The 23,040-nt window shown below is 66.7% G+C and carries 22 protein-coding genes and 1 other annotated feature; of the genes, 13 read left to right on the plus strand and 9 right to left on the minus strand.

The genetic code is table 11. The features are described 5' to 3' along the window. Window positions 1-290: 290 nt before the first annotated feature. Window positions 291-1,534 (minus strand): IS3 family transposase gene (locus ACFUUZ_RS05390; RefSeq protein ID WP_378692775.1). Its coding sequence is split into 2 segments (ribosomal slippage): window positions 291-1,246 and window positions 1,246-1,534, totalling 1,245 coding nucleotides; the frame shifts between segments, so codons are not numbered across the junction. Continuing rightward, window positions 1,119-1,247, minus strand: a sequence feature (AL1L pseudoknot). Its footprint overlaps the gene before it by 129 nt. A gap of 551 nt (window positions 1,535-2,085) precedes the next feature. On the opposite strand from ACFUUZ_RS05390, the gene ACFUUZ_RS05395 reads away from it, so the two are divergent. Then, window positions 2,086-2,703, plus strand: a complete 618-nt coding sequence (locus ACFUUZ_RS05395) for a hypothetical protein (protein ID WP_378692777.1) — start codon at window positions 2,086-2,088, stop codon at window positions 2,701-2,703. 218 nt (window positions 2,704-2,921) lie between these two features. Here the strand turns inward: ACFUUZ_RS05395 and ACFUUZ_RS05400 are convergent, their stop codons facing one another. Together ACFUUZ_RS05400 and ACFUUZ_RS05405 are read right to left on the minus strand one after the other, a co-directional pair. Further along, on the minus strand, window positions 2,922-3,467 hold the full coding sequence (locus ACFUUZ_RS05400; protein ID WP_378692779.1) for a hypothetical protein: 546 nt from the start codon (window positions 3,465-3,467) through the stop codon (window positions 2,922-2,924). A 224-nt stretch (window positions 3,468-3,691) separates the two neighbouring features. Next, a protein-coding gene (locus ACFUUZ_RS05405; protein ID WP_378692914.1) for an IS5 family transposase occupies window positions 3,692-4,476 on the minus strand; the annotation gives its coding sequence in 2 pieces (ribosomal slippage) (window positions 3,692-4,161 and window positions 4,161-4,476; 786 coding nt in all). Between the two features lie 483 nt (window positions 4,477-4,959). Between ACFUUZ_RS05405 and ACFUUZ_RS05410 the strand changes: the two genes are divergently transcribed. Continuing rightward, on the plus strand, window positions 4,960-5,970 hold the full coding sequence (locus tag ACFUUZ_RS05410) for a hypothetical protein (protein ID WP_378692781.1): 1,011 nt from the start codon (window positions 4,960-4,962) through the stop codon (window positions 5,968-5,970). A 235-nt stretch (window positions 5,971-6,205) separates the two neighbouring features. Here ACFUUZ_RS05410 and ACFUUZ_RS05415 read toward each other — a convergent pair whose 3' ends face one another. Next, window positions 6,206-6,538 carry a hypothetical protein gene (locus ACFUUZ_RS05415; RefSeq protein ID WP_378692783.1) on the minus strand — a complete coding sequence of 111 codons (333 nt, stop codon included), beginning with the start codon at window positions 6,536-6,538 and terminating at the stop codon, window positions 6,206-6,208. A 222-nt stretch (window positions 6,539-6,760) separates the two neighbouring features. Here ACFUUZ_RS05415 and ACFUUZ_RS05420 point away from each other — a divergent pair, with 222 nt between their 5' ends. Next, a complete protein-coding gene (locus tag ACFUUZ_RS05420; protein ID WP_378692785.1) occupies window positions 6,761-7,417 on the plus strand; it encodes a pentapeptide repeat-containing protein in 657 nt (218 codons plus the stop codon). 6 nt (window positions 7,418-7,423) lie between these two features. Here ACFUUZ_RS05420 and ACFUUZ_RS05425 read toward each other — a convergent pair whose 3' ends face one another. Together ACFUUZ_RS05425 and ACFUUZ_RS05430 are read right to left on the minus strand one after the other, a co-directional pair. Continuing rightward, on the minus strand, window positions 7,424-8,287 hold the full coding sequence (locus ACFUUZ_RS05425) for an aKG-HExxH-type peptide beta-hydroxylase (RefSeq protein ID WP_378692787.1): 864 nt from the start codon (window positions 8,285-8,287) through the stop codon (window positions 7,424-7,426). Between the two features lie 99 nt (window positions 8,288-8,386). After that, window positions 8,387-8,533, minus strand: coding sequence for a hypothetical protein (locus ACFUUZ_RS05430; RefSeq protein WP_378692789.1), 147 nt, complete (start codon window positions 8,531-8,533; stop codon window positions 8,387-8,389). 1,047 nt (window positions 8,534-9,580) lie between these two features. On the opposite strand from ACFUUZ_RS05430, the gene ACFUUZ_RS05435 reads away from it, so the two are divergent. Next, entirely contained in the window at window positions 9,581-10,927 is a 1,347-nt protein-coding gene (locus ACFUUZ_RS05435; protein WP_378692791.1) for a hypothetical protein, read from the plus strand. Here the strand turns inward: ACFUUZ_RS05435 and ACFUUZ_RS05440 are convergent. Further along, window positions 10,914-11,639: an HAD family hydrolase gene (locus ACFUUZ_RS05440; protein WP_378692793.1), complete on the minus strand. Its 726-nt coding sequence runs from the start codon at window positions 11,637-11,639 to the stop codon at window positions 10,914-10,916. The two genes, ACFUUZ_RS05435 and ACFUUZ_RS05440, sit on opposite strands and share 14 nt — an antisense overlap. Window positions 11,640-11,850: 211 nt before the next feature. Here ACFUUZ_RS05440 and ACFUUZ_RS05445 point away from each other — a divergent pair, with 211 nt between their 5' ends. The 7 genes from ACFUUZ_RS05445 (at window position 11,851) to ACFUUZ_RS05475 (ending at window position 19,463) form a co-directional block, all read left to right on the plus strand. Next, window positions 11,851-12,750, plus strand: a complete 900-nt coding sequence (locus ACFUUZ_RS05445) for a helix-turn-helix transcriptional regulator (RefSeq protein ID WP_378692795.1) — start codon at window positions 11,851-11,853, stop codon at window positions 12,748-12,750. 36 nt (window positions 12,751-12,786) lie between these two features. Then, a complete protein-coding gene (locus ACFUUZ_RS05450; protein ID WP_378692797.1) occupies window positions 12,787-13,881 on the plus strand; it encodes an asparaginase in 1,095 nt (364 codons plus the stop codon). A 78-nt stretch (window positions 13,882-13,959) separates the two neighbouring features. Next, complete coding sequence (locus tag ACFUUZ_RS05455) at window positions 13,960-14,583, plus strand: PadR family transcriptional regulator (RefSeq protein ID WP_378692799.1); 624 nt, start codon at window positions 13,960-13,962, stop codon at window positions 14,581-14,583. Between the two features lie 195 nt (window positions 14,584-14,778). Then, on the plus strand, window positions 14,779-15,969 hold the full coding sequence (locus ACFUUZ_RS05460; RefSeq protein WP_378692801.1) for an FAD-dependent oxidoreductase: 1,191 nt from the start codon (window positions 14,779-14,781) through the stop codon (window positions 15,967-15,969). Window positions 15,970-16,149: 180 nt separating this feature from the next. Beyond that, a complete protein-coding gene (locus tag ACFUUZ_RS05465) occupies window positions 16,150-16,542 on the plus strand; it encodes a Fur family transcriptional regulator (protein ID WP_378692916.1) in 393 nt (130 codons plus the stop codon). A gap of 34 nt (window positions 16,543-16,576) precedes the next feature. Next, window positions 16,577-18,802: a catalase/peroxidase HPI gene (katG, locus tag ACFUUZ_RS05470; protein WP_378692803.1), complete on the plus strand. Its 2,226-nt coding sequence runs from the start codon at window positions 16,577-16,579 to the stop codon at window positions 18,800-18,802. Window positions 18,803-18,977: 175 nt separating this feature from the next. Then, a complete protein-coding gene (locus tag ACFUUZ_RS05475; protein ID WP_378692805.1) occupies window positions 18,978-19,463 on the plus strand; it encodes a GAF domain-containing protein in 486 nt (161 codons plus the stop codon). Here the strand turns inward: ACFUUZ_RS05475 and ACFUUZ_RS05480 are convergent. Then, window positions 19,417-20,586 (minus strand): zinc-dependent alcohol dehydrogenase, encoded by a 1,170-nt coding sequence (locus ACFUUZ_RS05480; protein ID WP_378692807.1) that lies wholly within the window; start codon window positions 20,584-20,586, stop codon window positions 19,417-19,419. The two genes, ACFUUZ_RS05475 and ACFUUZ_RS05480, sit on opposite strands and share 47 nt — an antisense overlap. A gap of 20 nt (window positions 20,587-20,606) precedes the next feature. Then, window positions 20,607-21,113 (minus strand): hypothetical protein, encoded by a 507-nt coding sequence (locus tag ACFUUZ_RS05485; RefSeq protein ID WP_378692809.1) that lies wholly within the window; start codon window positions 21,111-21,113, stop codon window positions 20,607-20,609. A gap of 145 nt (window positions 21,114-21,258) precedes the next feature. Between ACFUUZ_RS05485 and ACFUUZ_RS05490 the strand changes: the two genes are divergently transcribed. Together ACFUUZ_RS05490 and ACFUUZ_RS05495 are read left to right on the plus strand one after the other, a co-directional pair. Then, complete coding sequence (locus ACFUUZ_RS05490; RefSeq protein WP_378692811.1) at window positions 21,259-21,963, plus strand: hypothetical protein; 705 nt, start codon at window positions 21,259-21,261, stop codon at window positions 21,961-21,963. A 208-nt stretch (window positions 21,964-22,171) separates the two neighbouring features. Further along, complete coding sequence (locus tag ACFUUZ_RS05495) at window positions 22,172-22,891, plus strand: hypothetical protein (protein ID WP_378692813.1); 720 nt, start codon at window positions 22,172-22,174, stop codon at window positions 22,889-22,891. Window positions 22,892-23,040 lie beyond the last annotated feature (149 nt).

Raw genomic sequence — 23,040 nt, forward strand, 5'->3', positions numbered from 1 at the left:
ATAGCCAGCCCACCGTCCGGCGTAACCCACCACCCAGCAGGGCCACCGGTGTCACCTGGGTGTCACAAGTGCCACAAATGACGGCGTACCTCGACATCCCGAACCGCCAGTTCGTGATAATGCGGCATCCAGCCGGACACCCCGGAAACGGCCTTGACCTGCCGCCGGAGCAGACGGCGCCCTTCGGTTTCGCTACGAAATGTCCTTACGGCTCTCGACCAGTTCCGCAGAACCGCGCATCGTGAACACCACGCTGTATGAACCGTCACGGGTTGGGACCGGCTTCGGTTTCAGGCCAGCGCCGGTCGGCGTGGTGGTTGTTGAGCGTAGTAGGCGGTCTCGTACTCGGCCGGGGTCAGGTAGTCCAGGCGTGAGTGCAGGCGGGCGTTGTTGTACCAGTCGCACCATTCCATGAGCGCGAACTCGACGTCGGTGAGAGTCTTGAACGGGCCGTGCCGGTTGACGACCTCGGTCTTGAACAGGCCGATGATCGACTCGGCGAGCGCATTGTCATACGCGTCTCCGACCGAGCCGACCGACGCCGACAAGCCATGCATTGCCAGTGATTCGGTGAATTTCACCGAGACGTATTGGCTGCCCGCATCGGTGTGAAATATCAGGCCCGGCTCGACGGGGTGCCCGTAGTGGCCGCGCCGCCACACGGCCATGTTGAGAGCCTTGTCGACCAACGCCGTGGTCTTGGTGGATGCGGCGGTCCAGCCCACGATCGCGCGGGAGAAGGCGTCGAAGACGAATGCCACGTAGGCCCATCCGGTCCAGGTCGAGACGTAGGTGAAGTCCGCGACCCAGACCCGGTCCGGTGCCGGGGCGGTGAAGTCACGGTTGAGCTTGTCGGTGGCTCGGACGCCGTCCTTGGCCGGGATCGTGGTGCGATGTCTGCGGCCGCGGACGACGCCGTTGAGTCCGAGCTCGCGCATGATCCGGTCGACGGTGCAGAACGCGACGTCGTGGCCTTGGCGGCGCAGGTAGCGGGTCATTTTGCGGCGCCCGTACATCTGCTCGGGCTTGCCCTCGAGGTCTCGGAGTGTGTTCTCGAGGTAGGCGTCGGTCAGATCCCGGGCCGAGGGTGGCCGGTAGCGGGCTCTGCGGTAGGTCCGCGGCGCGATCTGGATTCCGTGCGCGGACAGCGCACGGCAGATCGACTCGACGCCGTAGACCCGCCGGTATTCGTCGATGAATCCGACGATCACCGGTGTCGCGGGTCGAGTTCCCGCGCGAAGAAAGCCGAGGCCAGCTTCAGGATCTCGTTGGCCTGCTTCAACTCTCGGTTCTCGCGACGCAGCTTGGTCAGTTCGTCACGCTCGGCCGCCGACAGACCGCCGGCTGCTCGCCCAGCCGGCTTCGCGCCTTCGGCGAGTGCCTTCTTGATCCAGATCCGCAACGTCTCGAAATGGACATCGACCAGCGGTGCGATCGCTTGCGCGGCGGCATAGGGAGTGCCGTACTCATCGAGCCGCTCGAGAGCCAGGCGCACGGCCTTCTCACGAACCTCGGGCGGGTAACGCTTCGACATGATGGAGACCATCTTCCTCTAGGAAGAAGCGGTCCCCAACCCGTGACGGTTCAGGTCACCGGTGACGCGGCCCGCAGCATATCGGTCAGCTTGGTCGCAGAGAGCGTGCACATGGGCGTTGCCGAAATTCGCTATACAGAGTCAAGGGGCGGCGCTGCGCGCCGCCCAGCGGTGCCGCCACGCGGCACCGCGCAGCTCGGCCAGCCTCCGCAAGCTCCGGCAGGCCGAGGCCGGTTGGGCGCCTCGGCACCGCTTTGGCGACGTGGTGGAACGCTGACCTTTCCGTTCTGATCGCCTATCCAACGACCGAGGCAGCGCGGGGCACGCCGTGTGCGGTACCCGGCTTGACCTCCCGCAGTCGATTCCTATCAGTCGGCGCTCTGCCCGGTCCACCGGCTGTGGTCCAGTTAGACAACCTATCGTTTAGGCTGCCCCCGCCCAGTCGCTCACCCTTCGCGCACCTCTAGGAAGCTATGCAGTCGACATACTTGAGGCAGCTACCAGTACCGTCAGTGCCCCCATCTCCGTCGCCGGAGCCTCCGATATTGCGATTGGACATCCCCCCTGACGTACTTGAGCAAATCAAACCACTTGATCCAGGTTTTCAGTGGCAACCTGTAGCGACAGTGGCAGCAGCATGCATCGCACTGATTGCTGCCATAGTCGCCTGGCGTGGAATTCAAGCACAAGTGACAGCAAGCGCCACTAATCTTCAGCTACAACTAAAGGCGCAAAGGGATCTGAGTCACCGCAGTGACGTCTTGAATATCGTGAAAGAATTCTCTGCGTCTTTAGCCGAGATGTCGAGTCTCTTATTGAAGGTGCGAAACCGGCGGAGGAGGTGGATCAAACCGCCGAGTTTATACCGTTCCAAAGATGCCGCCGAGCTTGAAAGAATCATTATAAGCATCATGGGGACTTGGGGCTACTTCTCGGTCATTGGGCCAATAATGCTTCGATCTGAGTTCACGCGATACATCGGCATCGTAACCGAATATGTTAAATCCGGCGGAGGAATGCACGAGGAAAGTAATAAAAAATTCTTTGAGGCATTGGATGCAACCGCTGATCTGATTGTTGCTCTTCATATCTATATAGATTCGCCCGATCATTTCGAACAAGTGTGGCAGAAAAAGCTTGATCTGAGGGAGTCTGAGGAAGCGAAATAGACGCTGCACTGACCTTCGGCCGCCTGGCCAGTCAAATCCCCGCCTCATGGCTCGATTTTCCGACTTCACTCGGTCGCGTCAAAGGAAGGAGCGCCCTTGACACGACCTCCTTAAGTCAGGGATGGCCAGTATGAGAAAGAAGGAAAAGTCAAGTTGCCACATGGCAGTCTGGGCTGATGGTGTCGGACGTGACTGAGCCTCCCGCCGCGCGGTGTACCTCATGTGTTGGGAGGGGCATCAGCTTCGGGCGGACCGGGACGTTGAATCATTGGCACAGCAACATATATCTTCGGTGGTTTACCGAAATGTCGCCGTACCTCGTCGGTAAACCTTCGGTGCATAGCGAAGAGGTGTCGTTGCGAGCGTTCCTCTTGGTGCTCGAAGTCCTCCGGAGACAGGATCATTGGTATGCAGCTAATCACCGCATCCACCGCATCTCCGATTTCTGGCGTGCCAATAATCAGAATGCTGTCAGCCGCAGCTTCTAGATCGGTCAGGCAGCTGAGGTCCCAGACGCTACGCGGCGTCAGGGAGACTTCCCGCTTCAGCCGTCCAACTGCCGAGCTGAAGGCGGCACATTGTTTGAGTAATTCTGGATCCGATCGGCGCCGATCGTTTCGTTGAGCGATCCGCAGCACAACCACCTGGGCTAATAGGACGCCGATCAGAGCAAAGATTCCGGTCAATACCGGCGCGTACCACCAAGCGCCGGGGTTGGGTGGCGACGAGCAATTCGTCGCTAGCACTAGGACGTCAGCACTCACTAGATCCCCTCCTGTTGAACTGACAGACCGGACCATCAGCACCAGCTTTCCCTTCGTTTCAGATCGCGGGCGCAAGTGTGTTGCATCTATTGACCCAGCGGCCTCTTTGGGACTACAAACACGGCTGGATGTGGGTGTACTTGAGCGTACATTGGCAAACCACGGAGATTGAGATCACCTGCGAGGCAGAGGTATTGACGTACGAGCGCGTATGCTTAGAGCTCCTAACGTGTTCGATTGCTGAGTCGTCGCCAGCAGATGAGCGCGGCGGCCAGTGAGAGGAATCCGTGGTGGATGTCGGTACGGCGTTCCCAGCGGATCGCCAACCGGCGGAACTGGTGGAGCAGGGCAAGAGTCTGCTCGACAACCCAGCGGGCCGGGGTGACGTTGTCGGATGTGCCGCGGCGCGGGATGTAGGCGGCGATGCCGCGCTCGCGCAGTTCTTCGTGGACGCGGGGGTAGTCGTAGCCTTTGTCGGCGACCAGAGCCCGCAGCTTGCGGCGCGGAGGTCCTGGCCGGCCGCGGAGTGGGCGGACTCCGTCGAGCAGGGCAGGCAGTGCCAAGTGGTCGTTGAGGTTGGCTGCTGAGAGCGTGACAACGAGCGGTAGCCCGTTGCCACAGGTCAGGACGTGGTGTTTCGAGCCGGTCTTGCGTCGGTCGACCGGGCTCGGGCCGGTCTCGGCGCCCCCTTTTTCGCTCGAATATGGGAAGCGTCGGCGATGACCCGGTCGAAGTCGATCAACCCAGCGGTGTTGCAGTGATTCAGCATCGCCTGGTGCATCCGGTCGAAGACCCCGGCTTCGGTCCAATCCCGCACTCGGCGCCAGCAGGTCATCCCCGATCCGAAACCGAGTTCCTGGGGCAGGTCTTCCCAACCGATACCGGTGAACAGCACAAACAGGATGCCCTGGAACACCAGCCGATCGTCCATCCTCGCCGGACCAGGTGTTCCCGCTGGCTTGATCGGCAGTAGCGGTTCGACCACTGCCCACAACTCGTCGTCCACGATTCAAGGTGCCGCCACGACCGAAGATGCTGCACTACAACGACATTTGCTGCCACTCGGGCGATCCCGTTAGGAACTCTATGTTCTGCCGTATCCCTTTCGGGACTTGCCAACAAATATCACAGCGACTCTGCCCGCTCCGCGAATCCGCGATCAGTAATCAGTAGGGCCGACGAGATTAGGAGTATTCACGCCGCTTAACTAGTATCGGGATTTTGGCAGCGTTCTGGTTGAAGGGTGGCACGAGCAGCCTTGCTGCTCTGCTCTGAAACAGCGAAGGATGGTATGAGCAGGGACCACTATATCCCGGCAGTGCTTCTCGGCCAATTTGCAATTCACGAGGACGAAGGTAGAACTAGCGCAAGAAAGCGAAGGGTTTGGCGCGCGGTGGGCTCGGAATCGTCGGTAAGACTGGTGCCGGCTAGCTCGATCGGGCGAAAAAAGGGGCTGTACTCGCACGAGGGCTTCACTCCTCCGGCGGGACAAATGACCGTCGACGAGACATGGGCAAGGTATGAGGATGCTATCCCTTCGATGATTGAGTCGATCAAGAAACCGGTATTTCCAGGTCTGATAAAGTCAACTGTCTGGATGCAAACGTTGCTGCCACTCGTTGCGGGGCTATTTGTCCGGGGCTCGGATTTCGATCATGGCAAAAGGGTTGTCAGGTTCGATAGCGACGGAAATCCCATTGATTTCGCAGAGAAAACTATGTCTAACCTGGCTCGACTGCCGGAGCAGATTCGCTTGCTCGCACCGCTCATGGCGGCAGAATGGGGGATAGTCAAGTTCGATGAAGGCGGCGTAATTTCCAGTGACCGCGGTTATACGTTGATAGGAGAAGAAGGCAAGGGAATTGTAGGTATAGCCGTACCCTTATCGCCGCGCCATGTGATGACGGTAAAAATAGGTTCACGCAACACTATCGCTGTTGCGCTCAAGGGCGACTGGTACACACCTTTAAGAATGAGTCGCGGCACAGCGCGGATGGCAACAGATATAAGTCGATCAATGGCTCGAAATGCTCGCGACTTTATTATTGGTCCCAATCGTGAACAAGTGGCTGGTCTCCGTGAGCAACTAGGCGAGGGTCTTTATCCCCCACCTGCACCCTTGCATGGCCTTTGGGGCACTGATCGCGACTTGCGCACGAATACACTTGAATGGGAGACCGCGTATCGCGAAATCGGCCATCCTCCTGATCGTAGAGTATTGGTCAATGTCCAGCGCGAACTCACAGGGAAGCGAGTATCGGCGAATCCCAATGGATGGTTTCCGCCGGTGTTTTTGTATCCAGTGGGGCAAGTAAACAGAGCTACCGGCGTGCAACGATATGGAGAAATCATCAAATATGATTTGACCGTCAGGCCGGGCGCCAGGGATTTCTACGAACTGCAATCTATGGTGATAAAGGCAAGTGCGGTGCCTCCGCCGACGATCTATCCAAGTGTAAATATTTCTGTCGGCTGGCATTCGGCCCCGTCTGTGGGTGACTGAACGGGACTGGAACGTAGCCGGTCGACGACAATAATTCAGTTACTCGCTTGCGGGATCGATGGTGACGAACTCGGTGACCTGGAGCGCTTCGGCGCGGGCGAGGTCGTCGATTACCGCGCGGTGGTCGGTCACATCACCGGGAAAGCCGAGATGGACGAGTCCTATTGCCCTGTTGCACAATGCTTTTCGCCTTGCTTGTGTACTGGCTAGGGATAGGATTCGACTGGGTCGCGGTTCAGAACGCCACGTTGCCGGTTGCCTTGTCGTAGAGCCTCGTGGCGCTGGGGACGCCGGAGTTGGTGTAGGCGTTGACCAGCAGGGTCACGTAATCAGCGACGTTCGGATCGTCGGCGGTCGTGCTGGCGATGACCTGTAGCAGCGTTTCCCGTGCGGACTCCTCGAAGTTGCGGACGCCGAGTTCGGCGATGATCGCGGAGCCGTCAATTCCTTCTCGGCTGACCACGCTGTCGGTGTTGATCCAGGCGACCTGGTTGGCGAGCAGGAACACCGCATGCAGCAGCCGCGCGTGCGGGTGGTAGCGCGGGACGTGTCCCGCGAGCGCGGCCATCAGCTCGGCTGAGGACGGCAAGCGTGTCGGCTCGGGGGACACGAGGGGGCTCAATCCGGTCATTGCCGTGCGGGGGCCCTTTCGCTATTAGTGGCGAGTTGTGAGTGTGAGTGTTATTCGAGAATGACTGACGGCGTCAGCATTTCGCGACAGCGTGACACGTCGGCGTCATGCTAGATTCGGTGCCGATTCTGTAATTTTGTGACAAGGGAGCCAATGACTGTGAAGCAGATCCAGGTAACGCCGACGCCGCCGCGCGTCAATTCCTCGCTGTGTGAAGCCGAAGATCAGCACGCATTCTGCGATGAGCTGACGGTTACCGGTGTTCGCTACGCTGGGGACGCGGCGGGGTCCGAGGGTGGTTATGCCATCGGTATCAGCGCGTCGGAGTTCTCCGCCGCTCGGATTGTCGGAGCTTTGAGCCGTTCTACGTTCGACAACTGCGTCTTTGTTTCTTCTGATCTGTCGAATCTGCGAGCGGACGAGACCTCGTTCCTTGAGTCACGGGTGACTCAGTGTCGGCTCACCGGCCTCTCATTGTCTGATGGTGTTCTTCGTGACGTGCTGATCGATGAAACCCGGGCGGATCTCGCGTCTTTCCGTGGGTGTCGCATTCAGCGGACGGTTTTCGTGGGCAGCAATCTGTCCGGTGCTGATTTTCAGCGGGCCGTGTTGCGTAACGTCCGATTCGAGGGTTGCGACCTGACCGGCGCGCAATTCTCGCAGGCTCGTATGGAGCACAATGTTTCTCTGGTCGATTGCCGGTTGATCGACATTCGGGGGGTGGCCGGCTTGAAGGGGGCGCGGGTGCGCGGTGACGACCTGCTCGGGCTGGCGGGGAGCCTGGCCCGAGAGGTCGGCATCGACGTGGAATGGTGACCCGGTTCAGGCCGGGACCGTGACGGCGTAGGTGGAGAAGTTTTCGCCTGAGATGGACTCTTCGACGTAGTCCCAGTCCAGCGAGAAAGCGAACTCGCAGAGCTGGTGGACGAGAAGCTTGCCGTAGGGGGTGAACAGGTGCCGCTTGTCGTTGAGGCCCTGGCAGCAGTCCCGCAGCGAGACGGTGAACTTGTCCACCAGCTCGGTCTCCCCGCGCTGGTGCTGCATCCACATCAGCGGGACGGCCACGACCGCCGAGTGGAACGCCCGGTCCAGCGGTCGCAGCTGGTCGAACTTCACTGCGGACAGGACGCGGTACTTGTCGGCGGCGAATTCGCTCGTGGGCTTGGTGTAGAGCCCGTGCACCATGTCCCCGGCGAACAGGTTCAGGTGAATGCTCTCGTGGACAAGGGATTCCGCGAAGTCGAAGACGGTCCAGTTCGGTGCCGGGCTCAGTGCCACGAGGCCGGGCAGGTGGGCGGCCGAGCCGCCGCCGGTGCTGTCGGACGGCAGCAGGATGATGTCGGTGACGAGCAGGTCGACCAGCCTGCCGAGGTCGGGGTTGAGGTCGCGTACGTACATGACGGCGGCGGTCACTTCACCCGGCCATGTGATCTGCTCGTCGGAGGTGGACGGGCGCAGGCCCTTGAAGATGCCGTCGAAGACGTCGGCGTCCCGCAGGTAGTCGCCCCATTCGCTGGTCTCGTGGTGGATTCGTGTGCCCTCGCGCGGTGCGGCGATCGGGCGATGTCGGCTGACCGCTTCGCGGTAGGCCGCGTGGAGGACGGCGGTGTCGGGTGCTTCGCCGGTGACGGCGCGGGTGTATCTGGCGATGTTTTCGTAGGCGTGGCCGACGTTGAGAAAGTGCATTGCGGAACTCCGATCGGTGAAATGAGGCGAAAGGGCGGGCGGCGGAATACTGCCCAGACCGCCGCCCGCCCGGCTACTGATTGCCGGTCAGCCGGACCGTCAGGTCCAGCCGCCCATCATGGTCGCGTTGTCGTCGCTGCGGAACTGCGCGATGCGCTGCTGCACCACCGCGTCGACGGCGTCCGAGTCGTTCGCGGTGCGCGCGACCGCGTCCGCGGTGAGCGAGTTGTCCTTCACCGTGCTCATTGGTTCGGTTTCCCTTCTTCGGTGATTTCTTCGGTTTCCCTGGCCAGGGGTTCGGGGGCGGGCCGCAGGCCCGCCAGTCTTGGGGCGGGTACGTAGTGCTTTCAGCGGTAGGAGCGGACGGGCGCGTAGGTCGTCGTTGCCGGGCTCCGCTTCGCCGTGAGCAGGACGCTTCTGACCGAGTTCAGAACTGCGAGACCGGACGGGCGATACGGGCTCTGCGTCGCGTTGATCCATCCCCGGTAGAAGATTCCGCGACCCTCTGGCGAGGGCAGTGCAACCTGTATGCCTGGTTGAAGAATCACAACCCGGTTGCGGCCCCACAGCCGGGCCTCGTGGGTGAGAACTCCGGCGGGCACCTGGGAGCGAGTGAGGAACGTCCAGGTAGCGCGGCGTGGATGACAGAGGATCGGGCCTCCGCCCTGTCGGCGTCTGTCAAGGTCGATTTTGACCAGCTGTCCGAGGTGGCTCGGCATTTCGATTGCCCACACCAGGCCGACTCGCACGTTGATCGCGCCGGTGGCTGGATCCACCGTGGCGGGGAGGTGGCATGTGTGGCGGTAGTACAGGCATCGGCTCTGTGCGTTGTCGGTCGTCATCAGCGGGCCGCCCGACCTCCTCGCGCCTCGGTGATGCCATCGATAGCCCGGCTACGGGCAATCAGCTCGGCGGTTGTCTCCGCCGGTGGCCTGCCTGCGTAGGTGGTGGCGTCAGGGACCGTGATCAGCTCGTCCGTGAAGAGACTGATAAGCAGTCGGGAGTAGTCGCTTGCGCCGGGCGTCCGGCGTTCGCACTGAACGAGCAATGCACGCGCGCTCCTGGCTGGCGGTGCGCCCGGTTCGGCTCGTCCGAAATCGCGCATACGGCCCTCCTGGGTGACATTCTCGAACGATTGGAAGCACCCGGCCGGCGGTGTCGCCTGCTGGATTCCCCTTCGACGTGCTCGGTTCCGATCGTGGCCTGCCAGCGATATCGATAGAAACGGTCTAGTGGTGGGGTAGCGTAGGCATTTCGTGAGCATTTCCCAGGTCAGGGCCGGAAAATGGGGTGATGACGATTCGCGGGCGGGGTTGGACCGGATTCGAAGCGGTTGCACTGCAAGAGGCGATGCGCAGATCCATCCGGGATTTCGCCGCGCTACTCGGTATCGAGACAACCACGGTGAACAACTGGCGTACGGGGTTGAGCGCAGTAGTGCCCAGGACGCTGACGCAATCGATGCTCGACAGCGTCTATTCGAAGTACGCGACGCCGGAGGACAGGACGCGGTTCGATCAGATCGTGGCGGAGGGGGAAGCCGCGTGGCGAGCCCGACATCCGCTGTCGCCGCGCAAGCTCACGACACGAACGACGAGCGTAGCGGCCATCCGTACCGACGACATCGGGTCATCGGTGGACAGCGACCGGGAAGTCCCTGCGTACGTAAACCCGGCGTTGGATGGAGCACTCGACTTCGGTGTGTCGTCGATGCGTGCGCAAGCGATAGCGGAGAAGTCCCTGGATAGCTTCGCCGTCATCACCAATTTGCTGGCGGGTCAGCGTCAAAGCATCGCTCCTCATGCGCTGATCGGCCCGATCGAGGCTCATCGAGATGCCGTATCAGCCCTATTTCGCGCTGCAACGAACGAACGTACGAAGCGCCATGCTGGGGCTTTGCTGGGCGAAACCTCCATTGTGGCGAGCCGCATGTGGAGCGCGATCGGTGATCGGTCGATGGCGCTGACGCATTGCGCCTTCGCCCGCAAGCTGGCGGATCGACTACAGGACCGGACCATGGGCGCAGTCGCGCGGATATTCGAAAGCAACCTGCGCTCCGATGCTGCGACGTTGATCGGTTCCGATGGCGATGTCGTGATCGGGCTCCGAGTCTTGAAGGAGGCGGCCACAGTCTCCGACCTCCTGCCACCCGCGGCGCGAGCACGCATCGGGGCCGAGCAAGCGCAAGCCTATGCGGTGCTGGAACTACGAGAGGAATGCGAGAACGCGCTTCACCGCGCCCAGCGAGCCGCCGAGGATGTCGATGAGACCAATCTGACGGGGTTGTTCAGCGATTGGACCACGACACGAATCCAGGTTTACGTCGGTACGTGCCAACTGCTGCTCGGCCAACCGAAGCGGGCAATCGCTGCACTGACCGAAGCGTTGGACGCACCCCGACGAGACAGCCCGAATGTCGATCTCGCCGCACGGGTGGACCTCGCCAGCGCCTATGCGTTGTCCGGCGAACTGGAAGAGGGTTGCCGGATCCTCGGTGATACCTACGACGCGTTGGCGACCATGGGCAATCACCGCGGAATCGAACGGGCGCAAAGAGCGATCGAACGGATGGCCCCGTGGCAGGACGAACGGCCCGTGCTGGCGATGCGGGAACGAGTCGCCAGCATCAACGACTCTTGATCGACTCCATCGCTACCTGGATCGCCTGCACGACCTCATCGGGTTCCAGACGGCTGACTATCCCGTCAGGTGAATGCTGAGCCAACTCGTCGGCTGGCAGTCTGTGCGCTACTGCGACGACCCCGAAGCCTGCGTGACGGGCGGTCGCGATGTCGTTCGGCGCGTCGCCGACGATCACGGTCTTGGCCGGGTCGAGCGGATATTCGAACCGTGCCCGGAAGCGGTCGGCAAGGAAGGCGGGCAGATCAAACCGCTCGCGCGCATCTGAACCGAACGCGCCGAGGTCCAGGTCGAGGTCTGCGGCGAGACCCGCGACCTTGAGCTTGAATTCGGCCGATACACGAAGGTTGCCAGTAAGGACGGTCTGGACGAACCCGTTCTCCGCCAGCGCGGCAATGGTGTCGGCAGCGCCGGGGTATGCAGCCTGATCACGGGCAAACTCCGCCTTGCCCTGAGCCATGACGTCCATGAGCACGTCTGCGTAGCGACCGAAACCTTGCTCCGCCGTCGCCTCGGCGACTCCGGAGGCGATAGCCGTGTCGATGACGATCGACTCGTCGGTGTAGCCGTGAACGCGCGATGTGGGGAACACGACCGCCGACTCATCGAGGTGGTAAGTGCGGGCCACAGCCCGCCTCAACCACCGCAGATCCGCAGGAATCAGAGTGCCGTCGACGTCCCAGACAACAAGTCCCGCGTGCGTCTCGTCCATGTCCACGGATTCTTGCAGATGAGATTATCGGACGCAGGTGCGCCCGACCAGCTTGGGCGTGACGATCACCGGTCAACGTGATTCAAAATCGCGAGGAGGTGCTGGGCACACTCGACTTACCTCGTGCATGTGGTCTTCATCGGCAGGGCGAGAAGTTCCTGGGAGCAGCACACCCAGGCTCTCCCCCGCACCCTCGCCTACCCTCGAACTCATGGCTTCCACGCAGTTCGGCGCCTATCTCAAAGCACGGCGCGCCCAGCTCGACCCGGCCGCGGTGAACCTGCCGAGCACCGGGTACCGGCGGGTGCCGGGGTTGCGGCGCGAAGAGGTCGCGCTGCTAGCCGGAATCTCCGTCGACTACTATGTTCGGCTGGAACAGGGCCGGGAGCGGACCCCGTCGGCGCAGGTCGTCGGGGCGCTGGCGGCGGCCCTGCGGTTGGGCGACGATGCCCGCGAGCATCTGTTCCGGCTGGCCGGGCTCGGGCCGCGGGCGCGCGCGGCGACCGGACCAGATTGGGTCGACCCGAGCCTGGCGGCGCTGCTGGCGGCCTGGCCGGACAACCCGGCCGTGGTCTACAACCGCGCCTACGACGTGCTCGCGTCGAACCCGATCGCCGACATCCTGTTCCACGGCTGGGCACACTCGACGAACCTCGTGCACGTGGTCTTCACCGACCCCGCCGCGCGCACCTTCTACCGCGACTGGCACGAGGTCGCCCGCAACACCGTCGCCGGGTTCCGGCTGAACCACGGCAAGGCGCCGGACGATCCGCGCATCCGGCAGGTGCTGGCCGAACTGCTCGCCGCGAGCCCGGACTTCGCCGAGCTGTGGGGCCGCCACGACGCGCGCGGGAAAGCGCTGGAGAGCAAGCGGTTCCAGCACCGCGACGTCGGGCCGCTGACGCTGACCATGCAGACCTTCGACGTGCGCTCCAGCCCGGGGCAGGAGCTGGTCGTCTACCACGCCGAGCCGGGGTCGGCGAGCAGCGAGGCGCTCACCCTGCTGGGGACGCTGGCGGCCACGCGCGGCCGCTCGCCGCAGGACCGCTGTGCGACGGAGACGGCGCCGGGCGGTACCTCGGTATCGGATCGAGGTACCACCGGGGAGTGATGCGCTCGTGGACGGGGCGTTCGTAGCCTGACGCGCATGTCCACAGTCTCGAGGATCGCCGCGGTGATCGCTCTCGTCGGAACCGTCGCAGGCGCCGGAATCGTGCTCGGCTCGGCAGGTTGCGCGTCGGCGCAGACCGTGCAGCGGGTAGCGGTGATCGGTCTCGGCGGCACCATCGCCGGTACTTCCGATCGGCGCACGGATTTCGAGACCTATCGGCCAGGCACCCTCCCGATCGCCGATCTCGTCGACTCGCTCCGTCCCGAGATCGGCGATCTCGCGATGCTGTCGACCGAGGATTTCGGGCAGAAGGGATCCGGCGACTACAGCGTGGACGACCTCTACGATCTGGCGCGGCTGGTCGATCGCCGGCTCGACGATCACGACTCCGCTGTCGTCAGCACAGGTTCGGCCACCATGGAGGAGCTGAGCTACTTCCTCGACCTGACCGTCCGCAGTACGAAACCGGTCGTGGTGACCGGTGCGATGCGCCCCTGGTCCGCGCTCGGCAGCGACGGTCCGGCCAACCTGTACAACGCGATTCGCCTGGCGGCGAGCAACCGGACCGCCTGTTTCGGCACGGTCGTCACCCTCAACGATCAGATCTTCCCGGCTCGCGACGTCACGAAGACCGATTCGGCGCGGGTGCACACCTTCACCACCCGCGAGTACGGCGACCTCGGCACCATCGACCAAGCGGGCATCCGCCTGCAGCGCGCCCCGGCCCGCGTCCTGGACTGTGCCGATCCCGCCCGCTGGGCCACGCCGTTCGACCTGGCCATGATGGACCGCGACGCCCTCCCCCGCGTCGATATCGCCCACAGCTATCTCGGTGCTCCCGCCGAGCCCATCACTGCGGCCGTCGCGGCGGGCGCCAGGGGCATCGTCTTCGCGGGCACACCCGCACCCGACCAGGCGGCCGCTGCGATGGCGGCCGAGGGCGTCGCCCTGGTCGCCACCAACGCCTACGGCTCCGGCGCGGTCACCGTCGACCCGAATATCGGCGTCGTCAGCGGGGGCGACCTCGCCCCGAAGAAGGCACGCGTACTGCTCCTGCTGATCCTGGCCAGGACTGCCGACCACGATCAGATCGCGGCCTGGTTCCACGCCTACGGCAATCAACAGTTCTGAGCGACTACTGGGGGTGCTCCCGGATTCCGCTTCTCTACTCGCGGGCGTATATTCGTCGGCGAGTAAGGAGGTGGGATCGTGGGCGCGCGCAAGGTCGACAACCTGCTGGCGCTGGCGGTGCTCTCGGTCATGGTCGAGCGCCCCATGCACCGCTACGAGATCGCCGCCACCCTGCGCTCGCGCGGCAAAGACCAGGACATGGACATCAAGTGGGGCTCGCTCTACACGGTCGTCCGCAACATGGCGAAGGCCGGATTCCTGGAGATCGTGGGCAGCGAACGCGCGGGCGCCCGGCCGGAGCGGGTGATCTACCGCATCACCGACGCCGGGCGCACCGAACTCGTCGACTGGACCCGCGACCTGGTTGCCCGCCCGCAGCGCGAGCAGAGCCGCTTCGTGGCCGGGCTATCGGTGCTCGCCGTGCTCCCTCCGGACGAGGTCGAAACCTTGCTCGAGCAGCGCGCCGCCGCGCTGGAGCGGACGCTCGCCGAGATCCGCGCCCAGGTCGGCGCGGTCGAGGGGCTGCCGCGGCTGTTCCTGATCGAGACCGAGTTCGGCACCGCCATGCTCGCGGCCGAGCTGGAGTGGGTGCGCGGGCTGCGCGCCGAACTCGCCGACGGCACCTTCCCCGAGGTCGACACCTGGCGCAGCCTCAACCGCGCTGTCTTCGACCCCGTCAGGGGGCCGACGGAACCAGCCTGAGCGGAAGTCACCGCGCGGGCGACGCCCGCGGATACGCACACCGGACCCGGCGGCGGTGCGGCAACACCGCCGCCGAGCCCGGATCAACCGTCTCGAACCGCGCCCGCGATGCGCACCCGGCCACGAGGCTGGCACCCCGAGGATATCCGGGTGGGCACGCGGGACGGTTCGGGCTGCCCGAAACAGGAGCACCCCATGTCCACCCCCGCAATCCGCACCGCGATCGTCGCCGGTGGCGGCATCGCCGGAACCGTTACCGCCACCGCACTGCGCCTGGCGGGCATCGACGTCAGCGTGCACGAGGCGTACCCGGCCGGGAGCGCGGCTCCCGGCTCCGGGCTCGCGCTCGCCCCGAACGGCCTGGCCGCGCTCGATATCGTCGGCGCCGGTGACGCCGTGCGCGCCATCGGCGTCCCGGTGCACCGCACCCGCATGTCGGTCGGGCGCCACACCCACGAGCTGCCCGGCCTCGACGACCTGCCGCCGCTGTCGCTGGTCGACCGCGGTGAGCTGCTCCGGGTGCTGCACGAGAACGCGGCCGCCGCGGGCGTGCCGTTCGAGTTCGGCGCCCGGCTGACCGGGGTCGACGAGCACGGCGACGGGGTCATCGCCCGCTTCGCCGACGGCCGCACCGCCACCGCCGACATCCTCGTCGGGGCCGACGGGATCCGCTCCGCGGTCCGCGGGCTGATCGACCCCGCCGCGCCCGGGCCGGACTACACCGGCATGCTCGGCTTCGGCGCGGTCGTCCCGTGCGACGTCGGCATTCCGGCGGGCACCATGCAGTTCGCCTACGGGAAGCGCGCCTACTACCTGTACTGCCCGCTCGGCGACGGGCGGGTGATGTGGGGCACCAACCTGCCGCACCCCGAATACCTGAGCTCCAGCGCGGCCAGGGCGATCCCCGCCGAGCGGTGGCTGCGCACCCTGCGCGAGGCCTACGCCGACGACACCCCCGGCGCCGCGCTCGCCGGCGCCACCACCGTCGAGACGCTGGAGGTCTGGGGCGCGCTGCACATCATGCCGCCGGTTCCGCGCTGGCACCGCGACCGCCTGGTCCTGGTCGGCGATGCCGTGCACGCGCCGTCCAACAGTTCCGGCCAGGGCGCCTCGCTGGCCATCGAGAGCGCCGTCGAGCTTGCCCGCTGCCTGCGCGACCTGCCCCATCCCGCCGCCTTCGCCGCCTACGAGGCGCTTCGCCGCCCGCGCGTCGAGGGCATCGCCGCCCGCGCCGCGAAGATCAACCACAGCAAGGCGCCGGGGCCGGTCGTCCGGGTGGTCATGAACCTGCTCATGCCGATCGCCATGCGCCTGATGGACCCGGAGAAGATCCTCGGCACCGAGCAGCGCTACCGCATCGACTGGTCCGAGCCGGTCGCCGTCTGACCCGGTGGGGGCGGCCCGGCCCGCCCCCACCGCTCTCGCCCCGGTGATCTTGTTCTGAGACCCGGTTCACCGCCGCGCGAGGGTTGTGCGCGGCGTGATCAATTCCACCGCAAACACTTGACTCGTTCCAAAGAAAGAACGAGACTCTCCATTGTGCCGACAGCGACGGAGTTCCAGCAGATGCTGCGGGGAAGGTCGCTTCGCGTGACCGCACCGCGCATGGCGGTGCTCAGCGCGGTGCACGAAAACCCGCACGCCGACACGGATTCCATCATCCGCGCGGTGCGCGACCGCCTCGCGGCGGTCTCGCACCAGGCGGTCTACGACTCGCTGCACACCCTCACCGCGGTCGGCCTGATCCGATGCATCCAGCCCCTCGGATCGGTCGCCCGCTACGAGACCAGGGTCGGCGACAACCACCACCACGTGGTGTGCCGCAACTGCGGCGCGATCGCCGACGTCGACTGCGCCACCGGCCCGGCCCCGTGCCTGACCGCGACCGACGACCACGGCTTCTCGATCGACGAGGCCGAGGTCATCTACTGGGGCCGCTGCCCCGCTTGCAAGGCCTGAACCGCAGCCCTCAACCCCCTCAGGAAGGAACGTCGTGACATCCGATAGCCGTCCGCCCGCTCCCGACACTGCCACGAGCAGCAACAGCGAGAGCGAGAACCCGGCGCTCAAGTCGCCGACCGCGCACACCGAGCACCGGCCGCGCACCAACCAGGACTGGTGGCCGGAGCAGATCGACCTCTCCGTGCTGCACGCGCACTCCACCAAGTCGAACCCGCTCGGCGCGGACTTCGACTACGCGAAGGAATTCGCCAAGCTCGACGTCGACGCGCTCAAGGCCGACGTCACCGCGGTGCTGACCGACTCCAAGGACTGGTGGCCCGCCGACTTCGGCCACTACGGCGGCCTGTTCATCCGCCTGAGCTGGCACGCCGCCGGCACCTACCGGATCGCCGACGGCCGCGGCGGCGGCGGGCAGGGCGCGCAGCGCTTCGCCCCGCTGAACAGCTGGCCCGACAACGGCAACCTGGACAAGGCGCGCAGGCTGCTGTGGCCGGTCAAGCAGAAGTACGGCAACAGCATCTCCTGGGCCGACCTGCTGGTCCTCGCGGGCAACGTGGCGCTCGAGGACATGGGCTTCCAGACCTTCGGCTTCGCCTTCGGCCGCGCCGACGTGTGGGAGCCGGAGGAGGTCTTCTGGGGCCCGGAGGACACCTGGCTCGGCGACGAGCGCTACAGCGGCGAGCGCGAGCTCTCCGGCCCGCTCGGCGCGGTCCAGATGGGGCTCATCTACGTCAACCCCGAGGGCCCGAACGGCCGCCCGGACCCGCTGGCCGCCGCCAAGGACATCCGCGAGACCTTCGGCCGGATGGCGATGAACGACGAGGAGACCGCCGCGCTGATCATCGGCGGCCACTCCTTCGGCAAGACCCACGGCGCGGGCAACCCCGACCTGGTCGGCGTCGAGCCCGAGGGCGCGCCGATCGAGCAGCAGGGCCTGGGCTGGAAGAGCGCGCACGGCAGCGGCAAGGCGGGCGACGCCATCACCTCCGGGCTCGAGGTCATCTGGACCTCCACCCCGACCCAGTGGAGCAACGGGTTCCTGCAGAACCTGTACGGCTACGAGTGGGAGCTGCACAAGAGCCCGGCCGGTGCCTGGCAGTGGAAGCCGAAGGACGGCGCGGGCGAGGGCACCGTCCCCGACCCGTTCGACGGCCCGCGCCGCGCCCCCGGCATGCTCACCACCGACCTGGCGCTGCGCGAGGACCCGATCTACGGCGAGATCACCCGCCGCTGGCTGGACCACCCCGAGCAGCTCGCCGAGGCCTTCGCCAAGGCCTGGTACAAGCTGCTGCACCGCGACATGGGCCCGATCAGCCGCTACCTCGGCCCCTGGGTGCCCGAGCCGCAGCTGTGGCAGGACCCGGTCCCGGACGTCGACCACGAGCTGGTCGGCGAGCAGGACGTCGCCGCGCTCAAGGCCAAGGTGCTCGAGTCCGGGCTCTCGGTCGCGCAGCTGGTCAAGACGGCGTGGGCGGCGGCGGCGAGCTTCCGTAGCACCGACTACCGCGGCGGCGCCAACGGCGCGCGGCTGCGGCTCGACCCGCAGCGGAACTGGGAGGTCAACGAGCCCGCCGAGCTGGCCAAGGTGCTCCCGGTCCTGGAGCAGATCCAGCAGGACTTCAACGCCTCCGCTACCGGCGGCAAGAAGATCTCGCTGGCCGACACCATCGTGCTTGCGGGCAACGCGGCCGTGGAGAAGGCGGCGAAGGACGCGGGCCACGAGATCACCGTCCCGTTCTCCCCCGGGCGCACCGACGCCGCCCAGGAGGACACCGACGTGGAGTCGTTCGCGGTGCTCGAGCCGCGTGCCGACGGCTTCCGCAACTACGTCCGCCCGGGTGAGAAGGCGCCGCTGGAGCGGCTGCTGCTGGACCGCGCCTACCTGCTCGACGTCACCGCCCCCGAGCTCACCGTGCTGATCGGCGGGCTGCGCGTGCTCGGCGCCAACTACGCGGGCAAGCAGCACGGCGTCTTCACCGACCGGCCGGGCGTGCTCTCCACCGACTTCTTCGTCAACCTGCTCGACCAGGACATCGAGTGGAAGGCCTCGAAGTCCGAGGAGAACGTCTACGAGGGCACGAAGGGCGGCGCGGCCGTCTACACCGCCACCGCCAACGACCTGGTCTTCGGCTCGCACTCGCAGCTGCGCGCCGTCGCCGAGGTCTACGCCCAGAACGACGGGGCCGCGAAGTTCGTGAACGACTTCGTCGCCGCGTGGGCCAAGGTCGCCGAGAACGATCGGTTCGACCTGCGCTGATCCGCCGCTGAGCCGTCCGGGCCGGTCCTTCGGGGCCGGCCCGGACGTGTTTCGTCGCTTCGTTTCCCGGATACCTCGGGGCGAAGGGTTCGCGGCCGGTGCTGCGGCGAGCCGCCCGCACCGGCCACCCTGGACGGACGGTGCCCCTGCACGCGGGCACCCCGGAAGGGGCACCATGACCGAAACGATCAGCGAACGGCGCACACCGGCCGACCCGCTTCTCGCCCTCGCCGCGAACCTGGCCGAGCTGGTGCCCGGCGACCCGCTGGTCGGCGTCACCGCGATCAGCGGCGACGAGACTGTGGTGGCGGCGTGGTCGTCACCGCGCGCCCGGCTGGTCGAGCAGGCCCAGCTCATCTGGGGCGGATCCCCCGGGCTGGAGGCGCTGCGCACCGGCAAGCCGGTCTCCGTGCCCGACCTTCGGCGGGCCCAGCGCTGGAGCGAGTGGGCGGTGGAGCTGCGGCTGCTCGGCCTCGGCTCCAGCTACAGCCTGCCGGTGCGCGACGGCACCGGCCCGATCGCGGTCGTCGACCTCTACGCCGACCGCAGGCACGGTTTCGAGGCCGACATCGACCACCTGCTGATCCCGCGGCTGCCCGCGATCGCCGCCGCGCTCACGGGCGGAACACCGCGCGCACGCAGCCGTCCTTCTTGTTCTTGAACAGGTCGTAGCCGCGCACCGCGTCGGCCAGCGGCAGGTCGTGGGTGATCAGCCAGGACGGGTCGAGGTCGCCCTGCTGGACGTAGTCGAACATGCGCGGCACGTAGCGCTGCCCGTGCTGCTGGGCGGTGCGCAGCGTGAGGCTCTTGTTGGTGAGCGCGCCCATCGGGAACTTGTCGGTGACGCCGTAGACGCCGAGCACCGACACCACCCCGCCCTTGCGGCAGGCCAGGATCGCCTCGCGCAGCGGGGTCGCCCGGTCGGTCTCCAGCCGCAGCGCCTGCTTGGCCCGGTCGTAGAGCTGCTGCACGCCGGTGCCGTGCGCCTCCATCCCGACCGCCTCGATCACCGCGTCCGGGCCGCGCCCGCCGGTGGCCTCGCGCAGCGCGTCCTGCACGCTGTCCACCGCGCTGTAGTCGATCACCTCGGCGCCGACCTTCTGCTCGGCCAGCGCGAGGCGCTCCGGGATCCGGTCGATCACGATCACCCGCTCCGCGCCGAGCAGCAGCGCCGAGCGGGCCGCCATCAGCCCGACCCCGCCGCCGCCCCACACCGCGACCACGTCACCGGGGCTGATGTCGCAGAAATCGGCGCCCATCAGCCCGGTCGGCACCGCGTCGGAGAGGAACAGCGCCTGCTCGTCGGTGACGCCGTCCGGGACGACGAAGGCGTTCACGTCGGCGAAGGGCACCCGCACGTACTCCGCGTGCGAGCCCTGGTAGCCGCCGAAGGGATGGGTGTAGCCGTAGATCCCGCCGGTCGGGTGACCCAGCAGCGGCTGCTGCAGCTCGGCATTGGGGTTGGTGGTGTCGCAGGCCGACGGCAGGTCGTGGCGGCAGTACCAGCACGAACCGCAGGAGATGAAGGACGGCACCGTCACCCGGTCGCCGATCCGGCGCTCCCGCACCGCCGACCCCACCTCGACGACCTCGCCGGTGAACTCGTGGCCGAAGACGTCGCCCGCGCGCATGCCGGGCAGGTAGCCGTCGATGAAGTGCAGGTCGGAGCCGCAGGTGGTGGTCAGCGTGACCTTCACGATCGCGTCGTGCGGGTTCAGCGGGGTGGGGTCGTCCACGGTCTCGACCGCGAGGTCGTTCACGCCGTTCCAGACGAGTGCGCGCATTCGGGGTGTCTCCTTGTCGGTCAGCGGTCCGCGTCGCGGGCGGCGGGCTGCGGCTGCAGGGTCGGGATCTCCCCGGTCTGCAGCAGTGCCCGCGCCCGGTACAGCACCTTGAAAACGGCGGCGTCGGTGAGGATTCCGGGAGCCGGTGCCGCCACCAGGGCGGTCACCTCGGTGCCGCGGTCGGCGGGGGCCTCGGCGAAGGTCAGCCGGATGTGCGGGCCGTCGGGGTCGTCGGCGGTGCTGAAGCGCAACCCGTCGGCGTCGGTGGACAGGGTGGTCTCCCACTCCACGTCCGGGTCGGCGTGCAGCACCCAGGTGTAGCCGTCGCTGCCGCGCGGCCTGACCTCGCCGACCGTGCCGAGCACGCGGGACAGCTGCTCGGGGTCGTGCCAGAACCGCTCCACCTCGGCGCGCGGCCGCTCGATCGTGATCGCTTGCGTGCGTTGGCCTTTACTGCCGAAAACAGTGCTCGCCAGGGTGTTCAGGCCCTGTACGGCGGTGCCGACGGTCTTGTCGACGATGCTCATCCGGATCTCCTCCCGTCGCCGTTCGCCGGGCGGCTACCCGAGGGTCGGGTGGGCAAACGAGGGTTTCCGGGACGGCGCCGGGGGCAAGCGGAGGGCATCGACGCCGGTTATCGACCGGCGAACAACCGCATACCCGGAGGCTCTCGTGTTCGCTCGCCGTTTCGTTCTCGCCGGTGTCGTCGTCGGCGCCTGCCTCCACGGCGCCCCGCTCGCCGCCGCCGACCCGGACGCCGACGCCGCCGTCCCCGCGCGCACCGCCTTCTCCGCGCGGACCCCGATGGGTGGCTGGGGCACCGGCACCGAGAACCAGCCGCGCACCGCGCTCTCGCTGTCCAAGCTCTACCTCGCCGACTACGCGGTCCGGCACGGCGACGGCTCCCCCGCCGACCGCGCCGCCGCCGAACGCGCCATCCGCTACTCCGACGACGTCGCCGCCGACATCCTCGGCGCCAGGTACCCGCAGGCCATCGCCGCGATCGCCGCCGAGTTCGGGCTCGCGCAGACCGGCGGCGGCTACTGGGGGTCGGCGACCACCAGCACCGCCGACGTCGCCACCTTCCTGCTCGCCAAGGAGACCGGCGACCCCGACTCGCCGCTGCTGCTCTGGATGGCCACCGCCGCCCCCACCGCCGCCGACGGCACCGAGCAGGACTGGGGCACCGCCGACCTCCCCGGCGTCATCGGCACCAAGTGGGCCTGGTCCGACACCGGCGTCACCGAGGTCGCCTCCGCCTCCTTCGGCCCCGGCTTCGTCGTCGTCGCGCACACCACCGGCAGCACCGACGAGCACACCGCCGACGTCTTCGCCGGGGCGAGCGCCGCCGTCGCGGACATGGTGCTGCCCGGCTGAGACCTCGGGCCGAGGCGGTATCGGCCGTAGCGGGCCGCCCGCGCCGGATCGTGCTACTTTGCTCCGAGTTCGCCATCGCGGCCGGGCTCCGCGCAGCGGCCCGACGCGGGGCCGCGCCCAGGTCTCGCCGCCGCGAACCCGGGCATGTGGTTTCCATCCGCCCCCGGTGACCCACCGGCACGCGTCACCCGTTCCGCCGGAGGTTCCCGTGTCCGCTCGGCTGCTCTGTACCGCGCTCGCCGTCGGTATCTGCTGCGTCCTTCCCGCCCCGGTCGCCGATGCCGATCCCGCGTCGCCGGTCGTCGCCACCGTGGACGTGCCGTCCAGAACCGCGTTCTCGACCCGCACGCTGCGCGGAGCGGGATCGGGCTCCGCCAACGAGCACGAACCGCGCGCCGCGCTCTCGCTGGCCAAGCTGTACCTCGTCGACTACGCCGTGCGGCACGGCACCGACGCGGCGGCGGACCGGGCGGCGGGCGAGCGCGCCATCCGCTTCTCCGACGACGCCGCGGCCGACACCCTCGACGCCGCCTACCCGGACGCGGTGAACGCGGTCGCCGCCGAGTACGGGCTCACCGACACCGGAGGCGGCTACTGGGGCACCTCCACCACCAGCACCGCCGACGTGGCCGGCTTCCTGCTCGCCAAGCTCGACGGCGACCGGGATTCACCGATCCTGGAGTGGATGGCCGACGCCGCGCCGGTCGCCGCCGACGGCACCGAGCAGAACTGGGGCACCGCCGAGCTGCCCGGTGTCCTCGGCACCAAGTGGGCCTGGTCGGACACCGGGATCTCGGAGGTGGCGTCGGCCTCGTTCGGCACAGGCTATGTCGTGGTCGCCATCACCATCGGCAGCACCGACGAACACACCGAGGACATCTTCGCCTGCGTCGGCGCCGCCGCGCTCGGGGCCACCGACTCGCGCTGACCTGGCCGCGCTCACGCGACGCGGCACCGGCACGCCCCCACGCCCCCGGACCGGCTCGAAGCCGCCCTGCGCACCGTCCCGAACCTGGGCGTCCGACCAGGGCGATACACCTTTCCGGCCCTGTGGGCGGGTTCCGCCCCGCTCACCGG

This window comes from Nocardia sp. NPDC057353, assembly GCF_042667085.1.
In the GTDB taxonomy this organism is placed as follows: domain Bacteria; phylum Actinomycetota; class Actinomycetes; order Mycobacteriales; family Mycobacteriaceae; genus Nocardia.